The sequence below is a fragment of the Ensifer sp. MJa1 genome, from assembly GCF_037026475.1.
Lineage (GTDB): Bacteria > Pseudomonadota > Alphaproteobacteria > Rhizobiales > Rhizobiaceae > Ensifer.
On record NZ_JAKUMO010000005.1, the window covers coordinates 17795 to 42014 of the forward strand.

The following is a 24220-nucleotide window of genomic DNA, read 5'->3' on the forward strand; positions in this document are numbered from 1 at the left end:
CTATCGTCTCCGTTGCCGGCTGGCGAGTTGCCCAAGCATGGTGCGCAGTTGCGGCGCCACCTCCTCGGCCGCGGAAATCGGCAGCATCGGCAGGCCAAGTTCCTCCTGCCAGGCGCGCAATGCCCGGCCGCGTTTGCGGGCGAAACTGTCGATCGCCTCGCGCACGTCGCCGTGGCTGAACCGCACTTCCGCCTGGAGCAGGCCGCCGCTGAAGACGATGTCGCCCTTGCGCGGCAGTTCGAGCAGGAACGGGTCATAGATCAGGATGGATATCACGTCGTTGTGCGCCGAGAGCTTCAGCAGCATGTCGCGGGTCTCGAGACTGTAGCCGTCGAAGTCGCTGACGACGATGATCAGGTGGTCATGCCGCGCGATATTGGCGACGGTGGAGAGCACGACGTCGAGCTGCTCCTCTCCGTGCGGGACCTGCGAGCCCGCCTCAAGCATGGTGTTGTGGCGCACGATGCTGTCGGCAAGCCGGATTACCGCCTCACGGCTGCGGTGCGGACGCACCTCCGTGACCGTTTCGTCCCCGAACACGAAGCCGCCGACGCGGTCGCCGAGCCCAAGCACGCGCCAGGCCGAGAGCGCCGCGACCTCGGCAGCAGCGACCGATTTCATGGTGCGGCGGCTGCCAAAGAACATGTTGATACGCTGGTCGACCAGGATGAGCGCCGGACGGTCCTTCTCTTCGTCATAGACGCGCACGACCGGCTTGCCGGTGCGCGCCGTCACTCGCCAGTCGATCGCGCGGATATCGTCGCCGGGCAGGTAGTTGCGCAATTCCTCAAAGGAGAGCCCCCGGCCGCGCATGCGCGACTCGTGGCGCCCGTCAAGAAGCCTGCGGACGGGCGCCTTGCGCAGGAAGGTCAGGTCGCGGGCCATGGCTTCGAGGCCGACAAGCGCGTCGACCGACGTGTAGGCGCCCGCGGTGTCCGTGGTGCGGGGTTTTATGATCCCGCGGGAGCGGGCAAGAGCCGGCAGAGAGATGGCCATCGGCAATCCTCCATCCTCAGGCGACCGCGACGAGTTCGACGATGCGGTCGATCACCTGGTTGGCGGTCGTTCCGCCAGCATGCGCCTCGTAGGAGAGCACCAGCCGGTGGCGGAAAACGTCGTGTACCGTCGCCTGCACATCGTCCGGGGTCACGAAGTCGCGGCCATTCAGCCAGGCATGCGCGCGCGAAACCTTGTCGAGGCCGATGACGCCGCGTGGGCTGACGCCGACCTGGAGCCACTTGGCGAGATCATTGTCGACCTTGTCGGGGTAGCGGGTCGCCATCACCAGGGCGACGATGTAGTTCTCGATCGCCTCGGACACGGTGATGGCCGAGATCTCGCTGCGCGCGGCAAAGACGGCATCCTGGGCCAGCTTTTCCGTCGCGTGATTGTTGGTCTTGGTATGGATTTCCTCCGAGCGTACCAGCCGCATGATGCCGGCTTCCGACGCCGCGTCGGGATAGTCCACCTGAATGTGCATGAGGAACCGGTCGAGCTGCGCTTCGGGCAGTGGGTAGGTTCCCTCCTGCTCGATCGGGTTCTGGGTCGCCATCACCAGGAACAGGTCCGGAAGCGCATGGCTCGTTCCGCCGATGGTGACCTGCCGCTCTTCCATTGCTTCGAGAAGGGCCGATTGCACCTTCGCCGGGGCCCTGTTGACCTCGTCAGCAAGAATGAGGTTGGCGAAGATCGGGCCCTCCTGAAAGCGGAACTCGCCCTTGCCGCCCTCGGAAAAATAGATCTCGGAGCCAGTAATGTCGGCCGGAAGCAGATCGGGCGTGAACTGGATGCGCGAAAGTTCGGCGTCGAGGTTCTTTGCCATGCTTTTGATCGCGCGCGTCTTTGCGAGCCCGGGCAAGCCCTCGACCAGCAGGTGACCGTTGCTGAGCAGACCCAGCAGCAAGCGCTCGATCATGCTTTCCTGGCCGATGATCGCTTCGCCGATACGCTTGCCAAGTTGCTGGATATCGTCCCGTGCACCCATGAATTCCTGCTCCCCTTGCCTCACCGGCAGCATCAGTCATCATGAACTTTCGGCGAAGCTTATTGTTAAATCGGGCGCGATGGAAAGGACGTAACAGTAACGAAGAGATGATCGGCGTCGTTGGCGGCAATGATCAGCGGTTCTGATTGCTTTCGTAACGGTTACGTACTTTGGCCGCGTGACAAATGGCGTTAGCTTGTATCGGCTCGGTGGTCGCGCTTCGCCAATGTCGCCTTCATGCCGCTCAGGAGATGGAAGCCCTCATGCAAATGTCCCCGAAGATGCCCCTAGTCGATGAAACGCCGGCGGCCATCAGTGCGCGCGAACCAATCTGGATCGAGGGCGGCACTTTCGTCATGGGCTCGGACCAGCACTACCCGGAAGAGGCACCGGCGCATCCGGTCAAGGTGGACGGCTTCTGGATCGACGTGACGCCGGTGACCAACCGGCAGTTTGCCGCTTTCATCGAGGCGACCGGCTATGTGACCGAGGCGGAGAAGACGCCGGATCCCAAGGATTACCCAGGCGCCTTGCCCGAGATGATGCGCGCCGGTTCGGTGATCTTTGACCCGCCGAAACGGCTTGCCGGCAATAGTCCGTCGCAATGGTGGAACTTCAAGTTCGGGGCCGACTGGCGCCGGCCCTACGGACGCCAGAGCAACATTCGCGGCAAGTTCGACCACCCCGTCGTCCATGTCTCGTATCTCGACGCAAAGGCCTATGCGGAGTGGGTGGGCAAGGACCTGCCGACCGAGGCGGAGTGGGAGTTTGCGGCAAAAGGGGGGCTTGAAGGCGCCGAATTTGCCTGGGGCGACGAACTCGTGCCCGAAGGGCGCTTCATGGCGAACACCTGGCACGGCATGTTTCCTACGGAAAACCTGAAGCCTGACGGTTTCGAGCGCACCTCGCCGGTCGCCAGTTTCCCGCCGAACGGCTACGGGCTCTACGACATGATCGGCAATGTCTGGGAATGGACGAGCGACTATTGGTCGACGAAACACCCGGCGCCGGCGCAGAAGAGCTGCTGCATTCCTTCCAATCCGCGCGGTGGCGACAGGGAAGCGAGCTTCGATCCGCGCCAGCCGACGATCCACATCGCCCGCCGCGTCGTGAAGGGCGGATCGCATCTTTGCGCACCCAACTACTGCCGGCGCTACCGGCCCGCGGCGCGCCATGCGCATGAGGAAAATGCTGCAACGTCCCATATCGGGTTCCGCCTCATCAGGCGGCCCTGACGGGATTCGACTTCGATTTTGTTCGTTGGGAGGGTTGATGATGACGGCAGTTGCTTTGCGATTTGATTCCGCGCCGGCTCGTGTCGAGGGGCGCCCGAGGCGCTCGCGGCTTGCCGGTCTCTTGCTGCTGCTGGCGACCGTGCTTGGCGCTCCGGCGACAGGGACCACCGCCGACGCGCCCGCCGGCGATCTTTCGTCCTGGAACGACGGTGATGCAAAAGCTGCGATCGTCGATTTCGTCACGCGTGTGACCAGCGAGGGCGGGGCGGACTTCGTCGCGCCGGAAGATCGGATCGCTGTCTTCGACAATGACGGCACGCTGTGGACGGAGCAGCCGGCCTATTTTCAGGCGCTGTTTGCAGCCGATCGCGTCAAGGCGATGGCGCCGGAACATCCGGAATGGAAGGACAAGGAACCATTCGCCTCGCTTCTGAAAGGCGACATGGCGGGTGTGGCGGCATCCGGCGAAAAAGGCATCGTCGATCTTGTCATGGCGACCCATGCCGACATGACGACGGACGAGTTCAGCAAGATCGTGACCGATTGGTTTGCCTCAGCCAAGCATCCGCGCTTCAATCGTCCGTACAACGAAATCACCTTCCTGCCGATGCGTGAACTGCTTGATTACCTGCGCGCAAACGACTTCAAGACCTACATCGTCTCGGGCGGTGGCATCGAGTTCATGCGGCCGATGACCGAGCAGATGTACGGCATCCCACCCGAACAGGTTGTCGGCAGCAGCATCACCACGAAATATGAACTCGACGGCGATGCGCCCGTCCTCAAGCGCGAGGCCAAGATCGACTTCATCGACGACGGCCCCGGCAAGCCGGTCGGTATCAACACGTTCATCGGCCGGCGGCCGATCTTTGCGGCCGGAAACTCCGACGGCGATTATGAGATGTTGCGCTGGGTGACGACGGGCTCAGGCCCGCGCTTCGGCATGATCGTGCACCATACGGATGGAGAGCGCGAATGGGCCTATGACCGGCAATCGCATGTCGGCAAACTGGACAAGGCGCTGACCGAAGCCGAGCAGCGGGGGTGGCTGCTGGTCGACATGAAGAATGACTGGCGCAAGATCTACGCCTTCGAAAACTAGGTCGAAGCATCCGTCCATTGGCGTCGGTGCTGCAGCGCCCGGACACATCTTCACCGGGCGCCACCGCAACGCGGGATTGGCTTAGCCGGTTCCAATGACCGCGCTGCTGCCGCACTCCGGACGGGTGCTGCCTTCGGCGCCAGGCAGCTCCGACGAACGCGACGATGTCCCCTGCCGTATGAGGTCGAGGGGAGGGGATCTCCTTCAGACCAGGCGAGCTATTCCGGGCGGCAGCCAGCCAGGGTCAATGTTACTGTTACGTACTTCCGAAAATCGGCGTTCATGCCACGCTTGCTGCCAAGGGAAAGGTGGGCTGCGGTCGGTTCGGCTGCAACGCGCCGATCGCGAAGCCGATGTCTTGCCCGGGAGGTGTTTGGTCGTCGCTGACACCTCGGTGGATTGCGGGCGCAGATGTCGGGCCATTTGCAGAACATGAGCAACGAATGACGTTCAGACGGGTGGGAAACAATGCCCAGTGCGGACATTCAGCGAGGATTATTGAAGCTTATGCTCAAGCTTCCGGCGTTGCGCGGGCAGTTGCAGCTGCTCAGCGCCAAGAACCTGTCGTTGGCAAGCCTCTGCGAAGCCTACGAGGAGGCGAGCTCGATGCTCGATCGGCAACGGCGCAACGATCCGCTGGATCATTCGATGATCTCGGAGTATGAATTGATCTGTCGTGAGATCGAAGAAGAGGTCATTTCTGTCTGTATCGCCGATACGGGACACGAACCTAATCCATTGTGATTAACAAACGCCTCGATTGAACCTGCCGAATTTACGAAAATCCCAGGAGAATTCTATGGGTATTTTCCAAGGTTCCTGTTTCATTTTGAAATGATGCCATTCTTCCGTAAAAATGTTTTGTGACGGCACAATATTCTTCTTTGCGCCACGAGGGCTCTCGTCTAGAGTTCGTCTCGCGTTTGCACTCTCTTTGGGGTTGTGGGCAGCTGGGAGCGCATTATGGAAGCCAGCAGAAATGCAGGTCAGGCGATTTGTGGTGTCGTTGCCGAATGCGAGGCGCGTGCCACACTCGAACGTCTTCTGGCCGATAGCCAGTTTCATGCGACCGAACGCCATCGGAAGCTCCTGCGGTACCTGGTCGATGAGTTCTTCGCTGGTCGCTCCGCGCAGGTAAAGGCCTACACCATCGCGATCGATGTCTTTGGCCGACCGGCATCCTTCGATCCGGCGACCGACCCGATCGTACGGGTAGAGGCCTCGCGGTTGCGCGCCGCGCTGACGCAATATTACGAAACGACCGGCGACAAAGCGGACCTTCGGATCGAGCTCCCGAAGGGCAACTATGTCCCGCAGTTCGTAACCTCGGGCGGCGAGCATCTGCCCGGCTTGCCCGAAAGCGTCGCGCTTCCCGTCGACGTTGCAGGTGAGCGGGAGAGCGAACCGCATGTACCCGTTGCTGCCCGATCGGGGCGGCGGCGAGTATTGGGCATCCTTTCCGCCGCCGGTGCAGCCGTCGCGACGATCTCCATCGCTGCTTATGCTTTTATGGCTGATCGCCTGCCCTGGCAGCCGGCGCTGTCGGCCAAGCCGACGATCATCGTCGACGTACCTGCCCGTGGAACAATCGGCGAAGAACAGATGAGAGCCGGCGACTATCTGGTGCATGCCTTGTCGCAGTTTTCTACGGTGCGCACCTTGGCCCCGACACCCGGCGTCGATCTCGCCGCGGTCACCGGTTGGGTGTCACCGTCGTCGCGGGTCAAACTCCAAGGTAGCAAGGAGTACCGGCTATCGATTGCCTACAATACCAATCGATATGAGCACGAGATTTCATGGCAGGTCGTCGACGCGCAAAGCAACGAAGCCCTGAGAGCGGGGATTTCGAAGGAGGCGACTGACAGTGGCGACGCCAGGGAAATCCGAGAAAAGCTCTTGGGGCGTCTCGCCCGCGCGCTTGCCGGCGAAGAAGGCGTGATCGTCAGTCTCGAGGCGGCCCGGCAACTGGCAACGCCGTCGATCGGCTACGGTTGCGTACTCCTGGCCGATGTCGCCCAGTCGCGGATCGACCCCGAAGGGCTCGCTTCGGCCTACGGCTGCCTCGAACAGTCGGCGATCTACCAGGCTGCGGATCCAGATGTTCTGGCGAGCCTTGCCACCGTGCTGGTGGCCACGGGCAAGGCAAATGCTGCGCCGACCGAGGCGGCGCGCGCTGTCAAGCTTGCGGACAGGGCAGTCGCGCTCGCACCGCAGTCGAGCCAGAGTTATGTCGCCCAGATGCAGGCGCGCTTTGCCGCGGGCAACGCGGAGGCCGCATTTGTTTCCGGCCGCAGGGCCGCCGCGCTCAACCCCCTCGATGATGCCATTCCGGCCCGGCTTGGGCTGCTGCTGTTCGTCAGCGGTCAGTATTCGGAGGGCGTAAGGCTGGCACGCTCAGCGCAAGTCGGTAGCGAGTATCTGCACCATGACGCCGCGCTCACCCTCGCGCTCGAAGACTATCGAACAGGCCGCTATCGTGAGGCATTGATCCGCGCACGCCAGCTCGCCAACCCGTCGGACATTGCCGTGAACCTGCTGCGCATGGCGGCTGCAGGACAGCTCGGCCTCACGCGGGAAGCGAACAATGCGCTCGACGAACTGCGCTGGAGCAAAGGCAGCGCGGCAAGACAGATCGAGAGCGAACTCCGCGCGCGCCGCTACGCTCCAGAACTGATTGCGCTGCTCGACGAGGGGCTCGGCAGGGCCGGCGTTCGTCCCGCCGACCTGCACTGAAGCCTGCCGGATTGCTTCCTATTCGTCGGCCGCGACCCGGATCACCAGCTTGCCGAAATTGCGTCCGTCCAGCAGCCCGATGAAGGCCGTGGGAGCATTATCGATGCCATCGACCATGTCTTCCTTGTAGCGAACCTCGCCGCTCGCAATCCAGGCAGCCATCTGCTCATAGAAGGCCGGGCGTTGGTCGGCGAACTCGCGCTGGATGAAACCCCTGATAAGCAGGCTTCGGCTCAGCACCTCGCGCATGACGCCGGGCAGTCGATCGTTGCCGGCTTGCGGGCCGGCCTGGTTGTAGTGGGCGATCAGGCCGCAGACCGGAACCCGGGCAAAATCGTTCAGCAGCGGGAACACCGCGTCGAAGACGTGGCCGCCGACATTCTCGAAATAGACGTCGATGCCGTTGGGGCAGGCTGCGGCCAGTTGCGCGGGGAAATCCGGCGCGCGGTGATCGATCACCGCGTCGAAGCCGAGCACATCACGAACAAAGGCGCATTTGTCCGCGCCGCCGGCAATCCCGACGGCTCGCGCGCCCTTGATCCGGGCGATCTGGCCGACCGCAGAGCCGACGGCTCCGCTTGCCGCCGCCACGACGACGGTCTCGCCGGGCTTCGGCTTGCCGATCGTCAGGAGACCGGCATAGGCGGTGAAGCCGGGCATGCCGAGAATGCCAAGTGCGGTCGACAGCGGAGCTGCCGAAGGATCGAGCTTGCGCAGGTCCGCTCCTCGAGACAGCGCGTAGCTTTGCCAGCCGGAATGGGAGAGCACGAAGTCGCCGTCGCTGAAATCCGGGTGGCGGGAACGGACAATGCGGGCGACCGTGCCGCCTTCCATGACCGCGCCGATGTCAACCGGCTTGGCGTAGGATCTGCCGGCACTCATGCGGCCGCGCATATAGGGATCGAGAGAAAGGTAGAGGATCTTCAGCAGGATCTCGCCGTCTGCCGGTTCGGGTATCGCCGTTTCGACGATGCGGAAGTCGCTCGGGGCGGGCCGGCCGGAAGGGCGCGCGGCCAGCAGGACCTGGGTGTTCGTGCTCATTGTCATTCCCTCCCTTTGCGCGCCGTCTCGCAGACCGAACGAACCGGCGATCGACGCGTTCTTTGACACGATTCCGGCAAACGGCCTATCGCTGCGATTTCCTGCGGCACGGCAAAACCTCCGTGGCCCACTCGTCAGAGCAGGTCCGCGGAGGTCTTTTGCGAAGCCTGCCGTCAGGCGACGTCGATCGCCTGCCTGAGGTCGGCAATGATATCATCGGCATGTTCGATGCCGATCGAAAGTCTGACATAGCCCGGGGTCACGCCGGTCTTCAGTTGGTCTTCCTGCGAAAGCTGCGAATGCGTCGTCGTCGCCGGATGGATGGCGAGCGAGCGGGCGTCTCCGATATTGGCAACGTGATAGAGCAGTTTGAGCGCGTCGATGAAGCGGCGTCCGGCGTCGCGCCCGTCCTTCAGCTCGAAGCCGACCAGGGCGCCGAAGTGGCCATTCTCAAGGTATTTTTCGGCGCGGGCCCTGGCTTCGCCCTGCTGGAATTTCGGGAAGATGACCCGCTCCACCTTCGGGTGCGTGCTGAGGAACTCGGCGACCTTGATCGCGTTCTCGTTGTGCTGCCTGATCCTCAGCGGCAGCGTCTCCAGGCCCTGGATGAACTGGAAGGCGTTCAGCGGACTGATGGCGGCGCCAAGGTCGCGCAGGAGCACGGCTCGGGCGCGCAGGATATAGGGGTGAAAGGCGATCGCCGCGGCCTTCTCGAGCCAAGTCTTGCCCTGATAGCTCGGATCCGGCTCGTGCAGATTGGGATGGCGCGCTTCGTGCTCGTGCCAGGGGAAATGGCCGCTGTCGATGATGGCGCCGCCGATCGAGGTGCCGTGGCCACCGATGTATTTGGTGGTGGAATAGACGACCACGGCTGCGCCATGGTCGAAAGGTCGGATCGTCAGCGGTGCTGCGGTGTTGTCGACGATGAGCGGAATGCCGAAGCGCCGACCGATATCGGCCACCTCTGCGATCGGGAAGACCTCAAGCTTCGGATTGGGCAAGGATTCGGCATAGTAGGCGCGGGTCTTGTCGTCCGTTGCACGGGCAAAGGCCTCGGGATCGCAGGCGTCGACGAAGCGCACTTCGACGCCGAAGTTCTTCAGCGTTGCGGCAAACAGCGCCCAGGTACCGCCGTAAAGACCCGCGGCGCTGACGATATTGTCGCCGGCGCGGGCGACGTTGAGGACGGCAAAGGCCGAGGCTGCCTGGCCGGAACCAAGCGCAAGTGCGGCAGCACCCCCTTCGATTTCCGCCAGCCGCTGCTCGAATGCGTCCTGGGTGGGATTGGAGACCCGGGTATAGAGGTGCCCCGGAGCTTCGAGCGCAAACAGCGCGTCGGCGCCATCGGTGCCGGGCAACTGGTAGGACGTTGTCTGGTAGATCGGCACGGCAACGGCGCCGCTTGCCGGATCGAAGCGATAGCTGCCGCCGTGGAGCGCCAGCGTTTCCGGACGCAATTTCCCGTGCGTTTCACGCAGCCCCGTCGGTGTCTTGATTTCGACTACGGCTTCCTCAGGCTTCTGGTGGATCGTCATCGCGTTTCTCCTGTTCAGGTTGATCGGGCCGTTGGGGTGGATCAGGCGGGGACTGCGGCCTTCTGCTGTTCCAGAAGATCAGCATGATGAACGGCGGCAACATCCGGATGCGAGCGCAGCCGCGATTTCAACACGTTACGGCCAACCTCGTGGAAAAGCGGATTGAGCGGATCCTGGCTGACGCCGCGGACCTCGGCAGCAAGGTTCGCAGGCAGGTCGAGTACCGGAATGGTCGATGCGAGGTTCGCGCCGAGGAAGAAGGCGACGGACAGTCGGTCACCGCCCGCCGGCGGGGTGACGACCCGATGGATGTTGGCGAGCAGATAGCCGTTCGACGCCAGTTCAAGCAGTTCACCGACATTGATGACAAAGGTGCCACGCTTCGGCGGCGCGTCGATCCAGCCGCCCTTGCCGTCATCCACTTGCAAGCCGCCGACGACGTCCTGCAAGAGGATGGTGACGAAGCCGCCATCCTTGTGGGCGCCCACACCCTGGTCGCTCTCGGTTTTGTCGCGGCCGGGATAGCGGATGATCTTTAAGAGCTGGTTCGGCCCATCGCGGTAGATCGAGCCGAAAACATCTGGCTTCTGACCGAGGGCCTCGGAGAAGACCTCGATCAACCGGATGCCGAGGCCGGTGACGGCGTCGATGTAGTCAAGGATTGCGGGCTTGAGCTCCGGCAGAGCGTCGGGAAACTGGTTGGGGCCGATCAGCCGCTTCCACGGCGCCTCGCCAGCCGCGACGTCGAGGCGTTGGCGCTCGGGACCGAAGTCGACCTGTTCACGCCAGTCCTGGGTGCCGCGGGTATATTCGAGCCCGGCGCGATTGTAGCCGCGAAAGTGCGGCGACTTGCGCATCTCGATCGCCAACTTGTCGTCTTCCGGCAGGGCAAAGAAACGGCGCGACAGCGACAGGATCGCATCGATCTGCTCCTGCGGAATGCCGTGCCCTTCGAGGTAGAAAAAGCCCACCGAGCGGGCGATCGTGCGCAGCTTGTCGAGAGCTGCCGCCCGCTCGGGGTGGCCTGCCGCAAAGCGCGAGAGGTCCAGGACCGGCAAGGTTGAATTGGTGTGGCTCACGATGGTCTCCCTTCATGTGTCGTGGTCGTCTGCAGTTTGTGCGGAGCTCAAGCGCAAGGCCGAGCGCATGCGGTGCGGTGGATGTCCAAAAGAGCTCGGCCGTCGCGCGGGCGATCCCGAGCACGTCAGGAGAGTTCGGCGTGACAGGCCGGCAGTCTTGCTTGGAGTTGTATGATGATCATCCCCGCTCGCATGTGATGATCAAAGCCTAACCGGCGCTGCGGGGTCTATTCAATATTGTCTATTGAAATTGTGGACTAATTTTCTGGCGAAGCGCAACGCGCGTGTTCGAAGGGGGTTCGCTTCGAGGAAAATTCTGTCCCTGGCCGTCCGCGGACCTTCCTTTTGGGGTCACCGGCTTTGCTCTGAAGAGCCGGCCTCGCGATGAGCACGGGGTAGATGCGACCCAAAGTCACGTTTTCAACGTGCGGTCCGCCAACAGAGTGTCGGATCCCCGAGCGATGTGGCGGCTGAGAAATTCGATGGCCCTGTCTCGCGCTTGCGAAACAGGGCCATCGAGCAAGTGGATGATGCGTCATCCGCCTCCAAGAGAGGCGATCTGAGATTGTGCCGGAACGCCATGCCGATCTGAAAGCCAGGTCGACCTTGCGGTGGCCTCTCAGCAGCGTCCGAGGCTCGGGCGCGTCAGCAATTCGTTGGTGAGATGCGCCCTCTTGTCGCCGCAGTCGTCCGCCTCCTTGAGCAGTGAGGCCAGCGCCAGCTCGAGGCAGTACTGCACACCTTCGACGTTGAGGGTCTTGGCGGAGTCGCGTGCGTAGGTGACAAGGCGAGCCAATGCCAGCAGCTCCTTTTCCTTGTCTTCCGGCTCAACCGGTACAGCAAATGAAGATAGCATGATGTTCCCCAGCTCCCAATGGATCGATGAGATCCCGTTCAGCGTGACCAATCATAGCGTGACCGCGCCACGGCGCGCGTGACATGAGCGTGACACACGTTGTATGTGAAAAACACGCTCTTAAGATGAAGCGTCAGGTTGACCGGACAAGCTCTTCCACATGCTGGTAGAATTGAATTTCCAGTCACGCGGCACAACCGTCCGTTGGGTTTGCGCGTGTTGCACTGCGTCAAGAAGCTGCAGTGCATCAAGTCGTTTCTGGTCGATGACGGCGCCGGTGAGCACTCCCGCAAGCACCGCAACATTCATGTCCTTGGCAAGGCCTGCGCTTTCGCAAATGGCCAGCCAAGTGCGCTCCTTGTAGAAGATGCCGGCTGCTGCGGTGCGGATCGCGATGCACAGCTCGGCCGAAAGGGATCGGCTCTCTTCCAGGTGTGCCAGGGTGGCATCAACATTCACGAGCGGCAGGGTCAGCGGCAGATAGTTAAGCTCGGCCGGACCATGAAGCAGGGCGACATCGGCATCATCGACGCGTTCCCCGGTCGCATATTGCCGGTAGATCTCACCGACACCGACCATGCCGAACGCGGCGCATTCAGCGGCCCTCAGCGCACCCATGCTGGCGGCGCCGAAAACCTCGACGCCCTGCGACAGCGCATAGAGGATTTCCTTGTGCCACACCGGGGCGACATATTCGAAGTTTCCGTCGATCAGCCCGATCGCGGACGCACCGCTTTCGACGGCGCGCAGAATGTCCCCCTGTGCCGCAGGCGGCCGCACGACGATGCCCTCTGCCAAAGGCGATGCATCCGGCAGGGTCGGGCCGACGAAGGCGACTTTCATCACGCCTCCAGCGCGCGTGCCAGCGCCCGCGGTCCGAGCCGGCGCTTGCGAATGCCATCAGGGTTTTCGAGGTCCGGGACGAAAACCTTGACCACGCTGAACGGCATTGTGCCCTCGAGCAACGGCGTTGCGACCACCGTTCGAATGCCGGCCGTCGCCAAACGCTGCAGCACAAGGCCGAGCAAGGCCTGTGGTCCGCCGGTGACCTCCACTGACACAGGCGCCTCTTTCTGCGGCACCGCCTCGAACAGGCTTCGGGTCTCGTGAGGGAGATCGCGCGTGAACGTTTCCGGGAAGACGTCGTCACGGGCCCCGCTGATGTAGGTCAACCTTGATTGCGCCGCCTCGGTCACCGCGCGGATGGCAGCGCGCACCGGCACCGGGTGAGTGCCGAGACCGATCGTGACATCGTGATAACGCGGCCTCCTGGCCGACAACAGGCCAGCCTCGGCCAGCATGACGGCGTAACAGGGGATGGCGATATCGCTGGTCATGTCGAAAAGGCGTATCTGCAGGCCGCAGGCCGATACTCGCGCGATCATGTCGTCGAGGACGCGATCCTCGAACGTGGCCGGGTTGATGCAGCCGGCATGTTTGCGCTCCAGCGGCAGCAGCCGCCAGAGCGTGTCCGCGTCGCGCTCGATGCGCTCGAGAAGACCGTGGAGGATCGCTTCTGCCTGGGTGTTGCCCGACGCCAGGCCGTCGGAGGATTGCCAGTAGCGGCATCGATCGATGGTGCGGTCGAGCGTCGCCGCCTCGAAAGGGACCCATGTCGTTGTGCCGTCGGCAAGGTCGATGCCGCTGAGCCAGGCGATCGGTTCGTCGTCCACAAGATCCGGCTGCCCGACGGCAATAAGACCGGGAAGCGTCAGCGCGCGGTCGCCAGTTTCGCACAGAGCATGCCGCGTTGCGGTCTTTGTCGGCACGGACGGCGCACAGGCGACAGCGCGTTCGATCGCTTCCATCGCCGCCGAGACTTTTGCATCGATGTCGGTGATGCCCTTGCCCTGATTGATGACGATCGATCTGGCGTTTGGCGAGACCGCGTTCCAGACAGGGATGCCGAGCTTGTCGAGGCCGGTCAGGCGCGCCAGCCGGCTGACGCCGAATTGCGGCAACAACCCCTCGATCCGCCGAAAGGTCTCCTCCGGCGGGCAGGTGCGATCGCTATAATTATAGTAAACGGCTTCGCCCGCCGAAGGACGAAGGTCGTCCGGCGGTCGAGGCATTCCGGTGGTGTGCGTCATGTCTTGACGTCAGCCGTCCATGAAGCCGCCGGAGACCGAGCCGGAGGATGCTGCGAGCACGGCCAGGTTGACGCCCTTGTGCACGACCGCGCCGCTGTTGTTGTTGCGAAGATCGTTGGCCGTTGCCAGTGGCCCCTGCGTCGGCGCCGGGATCTCGGTGACCGTTCCGGCATCGAGATCGGCCATCCACAGCCTCGTGTCACCTGCCACGCCAATTACCACCACTTTCGCCATTTGTGCCCCTCCTGGCCATCGGTTGATGAGAACGCTTAGAAGCCTGCCTTTCGCAGGCCCTCGCAATAGTGGATCCGCTGCCATTCTTCCCTAAAGGGGACGATCGCGATCCATTTGTCGAGGTCGAAATCGGGATGCACGTCGAAGGTCTTGCGAACGTACAGGCGCGCCTTTTTCCGGTTGCCCAGCATGCCCCAGCTTGCCGCCGAAAGCCTGTCGGCGGGAGTGGGATCGCGCATGCGGTCGATGTAGCCGATCGCCTGTTCATACTGGCCGAGCGAATAGCTGGCACCGGCGGCGGTCCAGAAGTACTCGTCAGGCGCGATCGGATTAAGGTCGAGCGCGGCCTGGATCTTGCGCAGTCCGCCTTCCGGCCTGGAGGCCTGAACCAGCGTGTCCGCATAGCTCGCGATCACATTGGCGTGCTGCGGACTGAGCGCTTCGGCCTTGTCATGGAACTCCATGCTTTCGTCGAACTGTCTGAGGTAGAGCTTGACGACCCCGAGTTCGCGGTATCCCGTCGCCAACGTGTCGTCGGCGATCACTGCGTCGCGCGCGTGCCGCTCAGCAAGTGCGAGCAACTCGCTGTCACCGCGCGCGGTCAGCAACCATTCGACGAAGTAGCTGCGGGCCAGCCCGCTCATGGCCGGCGCAAAGTCGCCATTCTGGTAGAGAGCCTCGCGGAAGCTCTTGCGCGCGCGCCGCACCTCAGGAAGATTGAGTTGCTTGAGATAGCGCTGCCCTAGCAGGAAGCTGCGGTAGGAGCCGACATTGGTCTCGTAGGACTTGCGGTGGGTCTCGTTGCGCTCCACCTGGCTGGCAATGGCCAGCGCAATCTGCCTCGAGATCTCGCGCCGGGAGGCCATCAAGCCGTCACCATCGAGGTTGAAGCGATCGGCCCAGATCACTTCGTCATTGGCAAAGAAGATCAACTGCGTGAACAGCGTCAGCCGGCTGCCCTCGTCGGTGAGGCGCGTGTCGAGAATGTAGCTGATCGCGTGCTTCTGATAGGTGTTTGCCTTGTCGGCCTGGAGGCTGATCTGTGCGGCGGTATAGGGAGCGATCACCGACACGGAGCGAAGCGCGCAGAGACCGATCGTCACGTCCTCGATCAGGGCACTGGCAAACTGGGTCGCGGGGCTGTCTATCGATCCGTTGTTCGGCGGCAGCAGCACGACGCGGGGTGGCCGCATGTCTCCGGACGCTTCTGGAGCCGGTGAGAAGAGGACCGGCGCCGACGACCCTTCCTGCTTTGAGGGGGCGGCCGGCAGGTTCCCATGCGAGATGACCCGCGCCTCGATATGATTGCCTTCCAGCTGGAAGGCCTGGGCAAGGATCCTGCGCACATCCTCGTCGAGCGGGTTGCGCTCAAGGAGGCGCGTCGCTGCCGCCTTGACGAGCTTGCGGTGGTTGCTGGTCGCTTCGGATGCGGCTGCAAGCAGGCTTTCCCGCAGCAGTGCCACGTGCTCGCTTCGGTGTCGTTCGATCCAGCTGTGGAGCGCCTGGCCCTGGGATCTCAGGTCCCTGAGGAAATCATCCTGAAGCGTGGTCGCGGCCAGCCGAAAGCGCGAGAGAACGTCGCCTTCGCCATTACCGCCAATGTCGTCCAGATCACTGTGCAACCGGCTCCTGTCGAGCCGTACCGACGATTGCGAAAAGCTCAGGAAGTGGCAGTCGAGTTCATCCTGCCGGGCGATGATGCGAGAGATCGTCTTGCGCAGGTTGACGAAGGCCTGGCTCGGCACGATTTCGTCCCACAAGAGCTTTGCGACATCGTTTCTGGATTGCTCCTGCAGTCCGTCGACGATCAGATGGCATAAAATGAGCAGACCCTTCTCCGGGAAGGGCACGTCGCGCCCCTCCGCATCGACGAGACGCAAGCGCCCGAGGGTCTGCAGTCTGAATGTCATCCGGTCATTCCTGTCGGGCGCAGCCGCTTATCCGTGCAGTTCCTGGTTGTGGCTCGTTGCCGTCCGGGTGGTCTCCGTCTCCGGCGTCTGGGCGACGGCGGCGACAAGCGAGATGATCTTCTTGCGCAGCACGGGATCCGTGATCTTCAGGAAGGCGCGGTTGAGCGCGATACCTTCCTTCGACGAGACGAAGGAAGAGATTTCACTGGGTTCGCGCGTCGCTTCGCCGGAGCGGGCAGAGGCGGGATCTTCGCCCTCCTGGAAGAAGAAGCTCGGATGCACGCCAAGGATATCGGCGATGGCCTGAAGACGGCTGGCGCCGATGCGGTTCGTGCCCTTTTCGTACTTCTGTACTTGCTGGAATGTGATCCCGAGACCGTCGGCCAGCTTCTCCTGGCTCAACCCGGCCATCAACCGACGCATCCTGACGCGGGAACCGACAAAGACATCAATCTGGCTGGGGGCTTTCGTGTTCACTTGCATTTCCTCCGCACGTAGGAGTGGTCAGTTCATGCATATGAGTTTGCTTGAATAAATCGCCCGATGCAATCACCACGGGCTAAAACACAGAGATTTGCCGATCTTTGTCCGCATCGTTTGTGGCTGACAGCGCAGGGCGTGTCGTGATTGGAACAGCAGCCCCCGGTTCACAGCCGTGCGGCACGCTGGCGACGGCGAAGCCTTGGGTCGCGCCAGCCGATTCGGTGCGCCCTGAAGGAGGGCGCGCCGCGAAAGCCGGGCGTTTCTGCCGGCTCGGGTGGCGTCGTCAGAGGCCCGTTACGGTCGCCGTTACTGTTACGTACTTGTGCGGACCCGGCGGGCAAACAAGCTTGCTGCTCCACCGGTTCTGACGCCGGCCTCTGGTCGTCGTTTGAGAGGGCAATCAGACGTCTTCAGCATAACGGCCGGCGCGGATCGCCTTTGGATATCGGAGAACCGAGATGCATCGCTCTACCCTGGCCCTGACGCTGCTTGCGATAGCCGCCGTTCCGGCCGAGGCCGGCCCTGCCACGACAAGCGCGTCCGTCAACCAACGGATCGATCCGCAAGGAGCGGACATAGGCGCGCGAAACCAGGCGCCAGACCATCTCGCCGTCGACCAGATCGGACGCCAGCTCGGCAACCAGCGTAGCTTGGAGCGTCAATCGTTCGACCAGCGGCCACTGAACTTTCCGAGCGGTGGCTATCGCGGCGGCTTTGATCGGCCCGGCGGCTTTGGTGGTGGCGGCTTTGAGGGCGGTGGCTTCCACGGCGGTGGCGGGTTCCGCAGCGGTGGTTTTGGCGGGGGGTGGCGGTTTTCACGGCGGCGGCGGGTTCCGTCGGCGCTGACAAGGCAACGCGACCTGCGGCGACGTTGGCACAAACGGCAGCGAGTGTGCTAGCGTTTGGTAATAGGCAAGAGTCGAGCCGATCGGGGGATCGGCTTGTTCGACAGGGGTACTGGGGATGGTTGGTTTGAAGTTGCCGCAACGCATGTGGAAGTCGTTTTGCGGCCTGCTTGCGTTTCTAGCGATCGTCGTTGGCATCGCTTCGCACGGGTTTGCGCAGGAGGCGGCCCCTATCGCTCCGCCGGCCAAGGTCCAACAATTGATTCAGTTGCTGGACGATCCGGAAGTGAAGCAGTGGCTGTCGACGAAGCCGGCGGCCGCCCCGCCTGCGGCTGCAGCGGCGCCTGCCACCGGTATCGTGGCGAGGTGGACGGCCGAGGTCAGGCGGCACTTGACGGGCATTCGCAACGCGGTGCCGCGCGTTTTTCCGGAAATGCAGGCGGCGCGTGAACGCGTGACGGGGGACATGGTGAGCCATGGCACCGCTCCCATTCTCAAAGGCTTTCTGCTCATCCTGTTGATTGGTTACAGCGCTGAGTATCTGTTGCGCTGGCAGCTCGGGCGCAGCCTGAAGGGCGCAGAGTTGACGGGGCCGGCCCGAACCATGCTTGTGCGGGTGCTGCCGCTTGTTGTCTTCGCGGCGGTCAGCTTGGCGGTGCTTGCTATCGCTGACTGGCCGGCACGGCTCGAGGCGACAATCGCGCCCTTGCTCGGAGCCTGGATCGGTGCCCGGCTGTTGATGATTGTCGCCGGTGCCGTGCTGACGGGCGGGCCAGCGAACGAGGGAAATGCCGAAGGGCGAGCAGGCTACCTGTCCCTTACGGCGGATGAAGCGCATTTCTGGCATCGTCACTGCCTTTGGCTGATTGGTGCTGCGGCGCTCGTCTGGGGTGTCGGCGATGCGATGCGGGCACTCTCCATCTCAGCCGACGTCCACAACCTCATTACAGCGGCCCTCGGCCTCGTGGTCCTTGCGCTTGGAATCCTGACCGTGGCGCGGCGCCCTGCGGGTGCCGTCACCGGCTCACGCCGCATTGTCGGCAACGTGCTGTTGATTACCTTCCTGATCGTGCTGTGGCTCGTCTGGGTCGCGGGCATGGACGTGCTGTTCTGGATCGGTCTCTACTTCATCGGTTTGCCGCCCCTGCTGCGCTTCACCAGCGCCTTTACCAAGACGCTTTTGGACGCCTCGGCCGACGACGAAGCGCGTGTCATCCGTAACATCTTGATCGAGCGCGGCGCCCGGCTGCTGGTCATCGCACTTGCCGCCGGATGGCTCGCCCTCGTCTTCAAGGTCAGCGCCACGGCAATGATGGAGGATGATGCCTTCAAGCGGACTTTCCGAGGGGCGTTGGCCGGTGTCGTCATTCTGCTGGCGGCAGACCTCGTCTGGCAACTCGTGAAGGGCTTCATCAATCTGCGCGTCAAGCAGGCCAATCACGCAACCGACGACCCGGCCGAGCGTGCTCGCAACACCCGTCTGATGACCTTGTTGCCAATCCTGCGCAATTTTCTCGCGGCTTTCATTGCGGTCGTGGCCGTGTTGATGGTGCTCTCGGGCCTCGGCGTCGAAATCGGCCCGCTCATTGCCGGCGCTGGTGTTTTCGGCGTGGCGATCGGCTTTGGGTCGCAGACCCTCGTCAAGGACGTCATCAGCGGCATTTTCTACATGATGGACGACGCCTTCCGTATCGGGGAATATATCCAGAGCGGCAGCTACAAGGGCACGGTCGAATCCTTCAGCATCCGTTCCGTCAAGCTCAGGCACCATCGGGGGCCGGTCTTTACGGTACCCTTCGGTTCGCTGGGCGCAGTTCAAAACATGAGCCGCGACTGGGTCATCGACAAGTTCCTGATCAACGTTTCGTTCGACGCCGACGTCGCCAAGGTGAAGAAGGTCGTCAAGGGCATCGGCGCCAAGCTGCTGGAAGATCCGGATATCGGGCCCTTGATCCTCGAAACGGTCAAGATGAAGGGGGTCGAACAGTTCGGTGACTATGGCATGACACTGAGCTTTGCCATGAAGACGAAACCGGGAGCCCAGACTCAGGTCCGGCGCCGGGCCCAGGTCATGATCAAGGAAGCCTTCAAGGAAAACGGTATCAACTTTGCATCGCCAACGGTGCAGGTGGCAGGCGACGAGCCGCAGCAATCGGCCGCAGCCGCTGCGGCGACCCGCGACGCGATCGCCAAGAAGAATGCTGCCGCGGCGCTTGGCGAAGGCGGTGCGCCGAAGGAATAGGATCTAGCAACAGGTTTCTCGGGGGCTTGGGAGTTCGGTCATGAAACGCCTGCTTTTGGGACTATTTCTGCTCGTGTTCTTCGCGGGCGCCAGCGCCCTTGCGCAATCGGACGAAGCCTTTCTCCGCTCGATGTTCGTGCCGCACAAGGATGACTTCGACGGCATGGAAAAGCGCCGTGTCGTGCGTATCATCGTGCCGTTCAGCAAGACGATCTATTTCGTCGACCGGGGCCAGCAGCTCGGCACGGCGGTCGAGTTCGGTACGGCGCTTGAGAACGAGCTCAACAAGGGGCGCAAGAAGCAGATCGACAAGATCCGCGTCGGTTTCGTGCCCATGCCGCGCGTACGGTTGCTGTCTGCGCTCGAAGAGGGCCTCGGCGATATCGTCATGGCCAACCTGACGATTACCGAGGCGCGGCTTGCCAAGGTGGATTTCACCGCGCCGCTGTTCGACGAGGCCAAGGAGGTGCTCGTTACCGGTCCATCCTCGCCGGCGATCGCGAGCCTCGATGACTTGAGCGGCCAGGAAACCCACGTCCGCCGATCGAGCAGCTATTACGAGCACCTGGCGGCGCTCAGCGCCCAATTCGAAAAGGCCGGTCGCGCGCCGATTGCGCTGAAGGACATGGATGAAAACCTCGAGGATGAAGACGTCCTGGAGATGATCAATGCCGGTCTATTGCCGTGGACGGTTGTCGACAAATACAAGGCGGACATCTGGGCGACGGTCTTCACCGACATCAAGGTGCGTGACGATATCGTCTTGTCCGATCACGGCGAGATCGCCTGGGCGATCCGCAAGAACAGCCCGAAGCTGAAAGCCGTCCTCGACGATTTCGTCAAGACCCACAAGGTCGGTACGACCTTCGGCAACATCCTGAAGAATACCTATTACAAGGGCGACAAGATGCTGAAGCGCGCCTATGCGCCAGCCGATGTCGAGCGCTTCAAGCAGCTTGTGGAGATCTTCCGCAAGCACGGAAAGACCTATTCCTTCGACTATTTGATGCTGATGGCGCAGGGCTACCAGGAATCGCAGCTCGACCAGTCCCGCCGCAGCCACCGTGGTGCGGTCGGGATCATGCAATTGTTGCCGTCGACGGCCGCAGACAAGTCGGTCAATATCAGCGGCATCGACAAGGACGAGGACCTGAACGTCGAGGCTGGATCGAAGTACCTTCGCTTTCTGGCCGATACCTATATCAACGATCCGGCGGTCACGCCGCGAAACCAGATGCTTTTCGCTTTCGCGGCCTACAACGCTGGGCCGGGCAATCTGCGCAAGTTCCGGGCGAAGGCGAAGGATATGGGGCTTGATCCGAACCTTTGGTTCGGCAATGTCGAAAACGCTGCCGCGGCGATTGTCGGGCGCGAGACGGTTCAATACGTCAGCAATATCTACAAGTACTATGTCGCCTATAGTCTGCTTGCGGCGCATGATGCAGATGCGGGGGCGACGAAGGTCGGAAGCAAGGAAGGAACCGCCACGCCGTAAGCCCACAGGCGAAGGCAGGCCGGCGACGGTGTCAAGGGTTGCGCGGTTGGCGCCCGGCCGGCAACCACATCAATTGATGCAAGAGCCTGTGAGTGCGGCAGGACCGGTGCCAGGAGATCGGCGCCAAGCGCATGGAGGTCAAAAATGGCTTTGGTGAAGAGCATGTTCGGCGAAGCTCGGTTGTCTGCCTTGCTCTGCTTTTTCGTGTTGACGCTTGCGAGCTGCACGACGCCGGACCTTGAACCGATTCCCGGCAGCATCACCTATGGCGGCCAGCCGCGCACAAAATTGACGAAGGCGCCCGTCGGCAGCATCGTCCCGCACCGCTTCACGAGTGGCAACAGTTTCGTTCAGGAGACCTATGTCATCGAGCCGGATCGCTCATTGAGGTTGATCCGTCGGGACTACTACGATCTGCCGATCGATTGATGAGCGATCGGCGTCGGTTGACAGTATCCAGCGGAGGCATGATAGCTCGCTCCGGATGAAGATTGCCTTTTATGCACCGCTCAAATCTCCCGATCACCCGGTGCCCTCCGGCGACCGCCTGATGGCGCGCATGCTGGTCGCAGCGCTGCGCGCCGATGGGCATGAGGTCACGATCGCTTCGAACCTGCGAAGTTTTCTGGCGAACCCCTCGGTTGACGATTTTTCCCGCCTGCAGTCGGACGCGCAAAACGAGGTGGTCCGGATACGCGCTCATTGGAAGAGCGAAGGTGCAGCCGATCTCTGGTTTTGCTACCACCCGTACTACAAGGCCCCGGATCTGCTCGGGCCTGCACTCGCCGCCGAGTTCTCGATCCCTTACCTGACCGCGGAAGCCTCATACTCGCGCCGGCGCAACGAAGGCGTGCGCGCCGTTGCCCAGAGCCACGTGCTGGCGGCCATCGAACAGGCGGCCGTCAACATTTGCCTGACGCGTCGCGACCGCGACGGGCTGCTCGAGGGGGCTCCGGCCTGCCGCCACGCGATGCTCGCACCCTTCATCGACGCGACGCCGTTCGTCCCGGGCCTTGTGCGGTCGGGTGGCGCCTGTCGGATGGTGGTCGTTGCGATGATGCGCAGCGGCGACAAGATGGAGAGCTACCGGATGCTGGCGCAATCGCTGGCGCTCGTTGCCGATGCCGCCTGGAGTTTGACGATCGTCGGCGACGGGCCCTGTCGCGAGGAGGTGCAACGGGTCTTTGCCGATTTGCCTACGGGCCGCTTGAGATGGCTCGGTGAAAGGGCGGCGGCCGAGCTGCCCGACATCCTTTCTGATGGCGACCTCTATGTATGGCCCGGCTGCGGCGAGGCCTATGGGCTTGCCTATCTCGAAGCGCAGGCCGCCGGCTTGCCGGTCCTTGCCCAGCGAACGGCCGGCGTGCCTGAGGTGGTCTGCGACGGAAAGACGGGTGTGTTGACGCCCGAGGGCGATACCGACGCCTATGCTGCCGCGATGCGGGGCTTGATCGAGGACACAGCCCGTCGTCGGCAACTGGGGGAGGCCGCCCGGCGCTTTGTTCACGACGAGCGGTCGTTTCCGGCTGCGGCGCTGCGCCTTCGCGCGATCTTTGGTGAGTTCCTGGAGAGGCCGGCATGACGGACAACGCCCATTGGCATCAGCTTGCGGCCGCGCTTGACCGCGCGGCGGCATCCGGAAAAAACGTCGATTTCTGGTTGCGGGATGACGACGCGGCCGAACCGACAGCGGCGCTCGACCGCCTCTTGGCTCTGGTCGATCGATATGCGCTTCCGGTCGTGCTGGCCGTCCCGCCCGCTCTTGCAGGCGATGCACTCGCGCGCCGACTGGACGGTCTTGCCGATGTGAGCGTGGCCGTGCACGGGTGGGCACACCGCAACCACGCGCCGCCGCAGGAAAAGAAGCAGGAGCTCGGCCTCCACCGTCCGCGGGCCATTGTCGTTCATGACCTCGAACTTGGCTTTGCGCGCCTGAAAATGCTCTTTCCCGCGAGCTTCGTTCCGGTGCTGGTGCCACCGTGGAACCGGATCGATCCCGTGCTTCTCGATGCTTTGGGCGATGTCGGCTTTGCTGTGCTGTCGGTCTTTGGTCCGGAAAAGCCGCTGCCGTTCCGGCTCGTCAACACCCATGTCGATGTCATGGACTGGCGCGGAACGCGCGGCTGTCGTGACCATGCCGCGATCGTCGCGGATCTCATTGTGAGGCTTGGCCAGGTCTGCGGTGAGGTCGAGGAAAGGGCGGACCAGGCCGGTCGGACGATTGGCCTGCTGACCCATCACCTGGTTCATGACGAGGCCGTCTGGTCGTTCCTCGAAGAGCTCTTTGCGGCAACCGCTAGGCATCCGGCTTGCCGCTGGCTCTCGGGTCCCGAAATCACAGGTCGATGATTTGTCCGTCTCGGGCGGCAAAAGCGCCCGCGAAAGTCGCCTGAACGTCGCGTTCCATCGCGGCCAGCGCTTCGTCGGTGCGGGACGGATCGTGGTGGAACATCGCCAGTTGCTTCACGCCGGCGGCCATCGCCAGCCTGGCGCCGTGCACCCCGGTCGAATGTCCGTAGCCTTGAAAATGCACCATCTCGCTTTCGAGGTAGGTGCAGTCATAGACCATCAACTCGGCGCCGGCGATGAGTTCAAGAACGCCGGGATCGAGAATGCCGGGTTCGTGCTCGGTGTCGAAGACGAGGGCGACGGCGCGTCCGTTCCATTCGACCCGGTAGCCGACGCAGCCGCCCGGATGATTGAGGCTGGTCGTTCGGATGGTGATACCGGGACGCGGCGTCAGGACGTCCCCAGGTTTGAAGTCCATGCCGTCAAGGCTGGCCTGACAGATGTCGGGATCGACCGGGAACCACGGCGGTCGCATGAAATCGCGGATCATTTCCCTCGTGGTCATCGTGCCATGGAGATGGCCGGACCAGAAGCGCACGGAGTTCCGACACTTGTAGATCGGCTTGAAATAGGGGAGGCCGATGATGTGGTCGTAGTGGCTGTGAGTGAAGAACAGGTCAAACTCTTCGACACCTTCGGCAATCAGCGAGTAACCGGCCTCGCGCAGCCCCGACCCTGCATCGAAGAGCAACACATCCTTGCCGCATCGGATCTCGATGCAGGATGTATTCCCCCCATAGGCGACGTATTGTTGGCCGGATACCGGCAAACTACCTCTTACGCCCCAGAACCGCACTCGAAAGTTGTCGTCACGCATTCAGTTTCGGCTTCACTACGCACGCTGGGATCATTTTGATCCCTGTGTGACTGTTAAACAAGCACATATCTCCTCACCCCTGCAATGCCACGGGTTATTATTTGGAAGGTAACCTTAGCATCGCCAAGAGCGGGAGAAGTGAAATCACCCGACGGGGGCTGCGGCGCAGCCTGTACTGCCGGATCGGTGA

The 24220-nt window shown here is 62.6% G+C and carries 22 protein-coding genes; 9 read left to right on the forward strand and 13 right to left on the reverse strand.

What is annotated here, in order from left to right; translation table 11 throughout:
* Window positions 1-996, reverse strand: coding sequence for a DUF58 domain-containing protein (locus MKZ91_RS08655; RefSeq protein ID WP_336170070.1), 996 nt, complete (start codon window positions 994-996; stop codon window positions 1-3).
* A 16-nt stretch (window positions 997-1012) separates the two neighbouring features.
* Window positions 1013-1984 carry an AAA family ATPase gene (locus MKZ91_RS08660; RefSeq protein ID WP_336170071.1) on the reverse strand — a complete coding sequence of 324 codons (972 nt, stop codon included), beginning with the start codon at window positions 1982-1984 and terminating at the stop codon, window positions 1013-1015.
* Window positions 1985-2253: 269 nt separating this feature from the next.
* Between MKZ91_RS08660 and MKZ91_RS08665 the strand changes: the two genes are divergently transcribed.
* The 4 genes from MKZ91_RS08665 to MKZ91_RS08680 all read left to right on the forward strand — a co-directional run bounded on the left by MKZ91_RS08665 (window position 2254) and on the right by MKZ91_RS08680 (window position 7054).
* Window positions 2254-3219: a formylglycine-generating enzyme family protein gene (locus MKZ91_RS08665; protein WP_336170547.1), complete on the forward strand. Its 966-nt coding sequence runs from the start codon at window positions 2254-2256 to the stop codon at window positions 3217-3219.
* Between the two features lie 40 nt (window positions 3220-3259).
* Window positions 3260-4321, forward strand: coding sequence for an HAD family hydrolase (locus tag MKZ91_RS08670; protein WP_336170073.1), 1062 nt, complete (start codon window positions 3260-3262; stop codon window positions 4319-4321).
* Between the two features lie 468 nt (window positions 4322-4789).
* Window positions 4790-5065 (forward strand): hypothetical protein, encoded by a 276-nt coding sequence (locus tag MKZ91_RS08675; RefSeq protein ID WP_336170075.1) that lies wholly within the window; start codon window positions 4790-4792, stop codon window positions 5063-5065.
* Window positions 5066-5284: 219 nt separating this feature from the next.
* Window positions 5285-7054, forward strand: coding sequence for a hypothetical protein (locus MKZ91_RS08680; protein ID WP_336170077.1), 1770 nt, complete (start codon window positions 5285-5287; stop codon window positions 7052-7054).
* A gap of 18 nt (window positions 7055-7072) precedes the next feature.
* Here MKZ91_RS08680 and MKZ91_RS08685 read toward each other — a convergent pair whose 3' ends face one another.
* From MKZ91_RS08685 to MKZ91_RS08730, 10 genes are all read right to left on the reverse strand, one after another.
* Window positions 7073-8101 carry an NADP-dependent oxidoreductase gene (locus MKZ91_RS08685; protein ID WP_336170079.1) on the reverse strand — a complete coding sequence of 343 codons (1029 nt, stop codon included), beginning with the start codon at window positions 8099-8101 and terminating at the stop codon, window positions 7073-7075.
* 167 nt (window positions 8102-8268) lie between these two features.
* Entirely contained in the window at window positions 8269-9630 is a 1362-nt protein-coding gene (locus tag MKZ91_RS08690; RefSeq protein WP_336170081.1) for an O-acetylhomoserine aminocarboxypropyltransferase/cysteine synthase family protein, read from the reverse strand.
* A gap of 41 nt (window positions 9631-9671) precedes the next feature.
* Window positions 9672-10709 (reverse strand): isopenicillin N synthase family dioxygenase, encoded by a 1038-nt coding sequence (locus MKZ91_RS08695; RefSeq protein ID WP_336170083.1) that lies wholly within the window; start codon window positions 10707-10709, stop codon window positions 9672-9674.
* 619 nt (window positions 10710-11328) lie between these two features.
* On the reverse strand, window positions 11329-11565 hold the full coding sequence (locus MKZ91_RS08700; RefSeq protein ID WP_336170085.1) for a hypothetical protein: 237 nt from the start codon (window positions 11563-11565) through the stop codon (window positions 11329-11331).
* Between the two features lie 120 nt (window positions 11566-11685).
* The gene (locus MKZ91_RS08705) at window positions 11686-12408 is read right to left on the reverse strand and encodes a TfuA-like protein (protein WP_336170086.1); all 723 of its coding nucleotides are present in this window, start codon (window positions 12406-12408) and stop codon (window positions 11686-11688) included.
* Window positions 12408-13655: a YcaO-like family protein gene (locus MKZ91_RS08710; RefSeq protein ID WP_442892223.1), complete on the reverse strand. Its 1248-nt coding sequence runs from the start codon at window positions 13653-13655 to the stop codon at window positions 12408-12410. The genes MKZ91_RS08705 and MKZ91_RS08710 overlap by 1 nt, the downstream gene beginning before the upstream one ends.
* Before the next feature lie 9 nt (window positions 13656-13664).
* Window positions 13665-13889 carry a hypothetical protein gene (locus MKZ91_RS08715; protein WP_336170088.1) on the reverse strand — a complete coding sequence of 75 codons (225 nt, stop codon included), beginning with the start codon at window positions 13887-13889 and terminating at the stop codon, window positions 13665-13667.
* 35 nt (window positions 13890-13924) lie between these two features.
* Window positions 13925-15799 carry an SARP family transcriptional regulator gene (locus tag MKZ91_RS08720; protein WP_336170089.1) on the reverse strand — a complete coding sequence of 625 codons (1875 nt, stop codon included), beginning with the start codon at window positions 15797-15799 and terminating at the stop codon, window positions 13925-13927.
* Window positions 15800-15826: 27 nt separating this feature from the next.
* Window positions 15827-16276: a helix-turn-helix domain-containing protein gene (locus MKZ91_RS08725; RefSeq protein ID WP_336170091.1), complete on the reverse strand. Its 450-nt coding sequence runs from the start codon at window positions 16274-16276 to the stop codon at window positions 15827-15829.
* Window positions 16277-16692: 416 nt separating this feature from the next.
* A complete protein-coding gene (locus tag MKZ91_RS08730) occupies window positions 16693-17049 on the reverse strand; it encodes a hypothetical protein (RefSeq protein ID WP_336170093.1) in 357 nt (118 codons plus the stop codon).
* Window positions 17050-17245: 196 nt separating this feature from the next.
* Here MKZ91_RS08730 and MKZ91_RS08735 point away from each other — a divergent pair, with 196 nt between their 5' ends.
* The 5 genes from MKZ91_RS08735 to MKZ91_RS08755 all read left to right on the forward strand — a co-directional run bounded on the left by MKZ91_RS08735 (window position 17246) and on the right by MKZ91_RS08755 (window position 23213).
* Entirely contained in the window at window positions 17246-19369 is a 2124-nt protein-coding gene (locus MKZ91_RS08735) for a mechanosensitive ion channel family protein (protein WP_336170095.1), read from the forward strand.
* 40 nt (window positions 19370-19409) lie between these two features.
* Window positions 19410-20864, forward strand: a complete 1455-nt coding sequence (locus MKZ91_RS08740; RefSeq protein WP_336170096.1) for a lytic transglycosylase F — start codon at window positions 19410-19412, stop codon at window positions 20862-20864.
* 162 nt (window positions 20865-21026) lie between these two features.
* On the forward strand, window positions 21027-21293 hold the full coding sequence (locus MKZ91_RS08745; RefSeq protein WP_336170551.1) for a hypothetical protein: 267 nt from the start codon (window positions 21027-21029) through the stop codon (window positions 21291-21293).
* Between the two features lie 55 nt (window positions 21294-21348).
* A complete protein-coding gene (locus MKZ91_RS08750; protein ID WP_336170098.1) occupies window positions 21349-22446 on the forward strand; it encodes a glycosyltransferase family 4 protein in 1098 nt (365 codons plus the stop codon).
* Window positions 22443-23213, forward strand: coding sequence for a polysaccharide deacetylase family protein (locus MKZ91_RS08755; protein ID WP_336170100.1), 771 nt, complete (start codon window positions 22443-22445; stop codon window positions 23211-23213). The genes MKZ91_RS08750 and MKZ91_RS08755 overlap by 4 nt, the downstream gene beginning before the upstream one ends.
* Here MKZ91_RS08755 and MKZ91_RS08760 read toward each other — a convergent pair.
* Window positions 23200-24030, reverse strand: a complete 831-nt coding sequence (locus tag MKZ91_RS08760; RefSeq protein WP_336170102.1) for an MBL fold metallo-hydrolase — start codon at window positions 24028-24030, stop codon at window positions 23200-23202. The genes MKZ91_RS08755 and MKZ91_RS08760 overlap by 14 nt on opposite strands.
* Between the last annotated feature and the right edge of the window lie 190 nt (window positions 24031-24220).

Bases quoted from the DNA above. Each gene is read 5' to 3' on its own strand.
- MKZ91_RS08655 (WP_336170070.1), bottom strand. From the start codon at position 996: ATGGCCATCTCTCTGCCGGCTCTTGCCCGCTCCCGCGGGATCATAAAA.
- MKZ91_RS08660 (WP_336170071.1), bottom strand. From the start codon at position 1,984: ATGGGTGCACGGGACGATATCCAGCAACTTGGCAAGCGTATCGGCGAA.
- MKZ91_RS08665 (WP_336170547.1), top strand. From the start codon at position 2,254: ATGTCCCCGAAGATGCCCCTAGTCGATGAAACGCCGGCGGCCATCAGT.
- MKZ91_RS08670 (WP_336170073.1), top strand. From the start codon at position 3,260: ATGACGGCAGTTGCTTTGCGATTTGATTCCGCGCCGGCTCGTGTCGAG.
- MKZ91_RS08675 (WP_336170075.1), top strand. From the start codon at position 4,790: ATGCCCAGTGCGGACATTCAGCGAGGATTATTGAAGCTTATGCTCAAG.
- MKZ91_RS08680 (WP_336170077.1), top strand. From the start codon at position 5,285: ATGGAAGCCAGCAGAAATGCAGGTCAGGCGATTTGTGGTGTCGTTGCC.
- MKZ91_RS08685 (WP_336170079.1), bottom strand. From the start codon at position 8,101: ATGACAATGAGCACGAACACCCAGGTCCTGCTGGCCGCGCGCCCTTCC.
- MKZ91_RS08690 (WP_336170081.1), bottom strand. From the start codon at position 9,630: ATGACGATCCACCAGAAGCCTGAGGAAGCCGTAGTCGAAATCAAGACA.
- MKZ91_RS08700 (WP_336170085.1), bottom strand. From the start codon at position 11,565: ATGCTATCTTCATTTGCTGTACCGGTTGAGCCGGAAGACAAGGAAAAG.
- MKZ91_RS08705 (WP_336170086.1), bottom strand. From the start codon at position 12,408: ATGAAAGTCGCCTTCGTCGGCCCGACCCTGCCGGATGCATCGCCTTTG.
- MKZ91_RS08710 (WP_442892223.1), bottom strand. From the start codon at position 13,655: ATGACGCACACCACCGGAATGCCTCGACCGCCGGACGACCTTCGTCCT.
- MKZ91_RS08715 (WP_336170088.1), bottom strand. From the start codon at position 13,889: ATGGCGAAAGTGGTGGTAATTGGCGTGGCAGGTGACACGAGGCTGTGG.
- MKZ91_RS08720 (WP_336170089.1), bottom strand. From the start codon at position 15,799: ATGACATTCAGACTGCAGACCCTCGGGCGCTTGCGTCTCGTCGATGCG.
- MKZ91_RS08735 (WP_336170095.1), top strand. From the start codon at position 17,246: ATGGTTGGTTTGAAGTTGCCGCAACGCATGTGGAAGTCGTTTTGCGGC.
- MKZ91_RS08740 (WP_336170096.1), top strand. From the start codon at position 19,410: ATGAAACGCCTGCTTTTGGGACTATTTCTGCTCGTGTTCTTCGCGGGC.
- MKZ91_RS08745 (WP_336170551.1), top strand. From the start codon at position 21,027: ATGTTCGGCGAAGCTCGGTTGTCTGCCTTGCTCTGCTTTTTCGTGTTG.
- MKZ91_RS08750 (WP_336170098.1), top strand. From the start codon at position 21,349: ATGAAGATTGCCTTTTATGCACCGCTCAAATCTCCCGATCACCCGGTG.
- MKZ91_RS08755 (WP_336170100.1), top strand. From the start codon at position 22,443: ATGACGGACAACGCCCATTGGCATCAGCTTGCGGCCGCGCTTGACCGC.
- MKZ91_RS08760 (WP_336170102.1), bottom strand. From the start codon at position 24,030: ATGCGTGACGACAACTTTCGAGTGCGGTTCTGGGGCGTAAGAGGTAGT.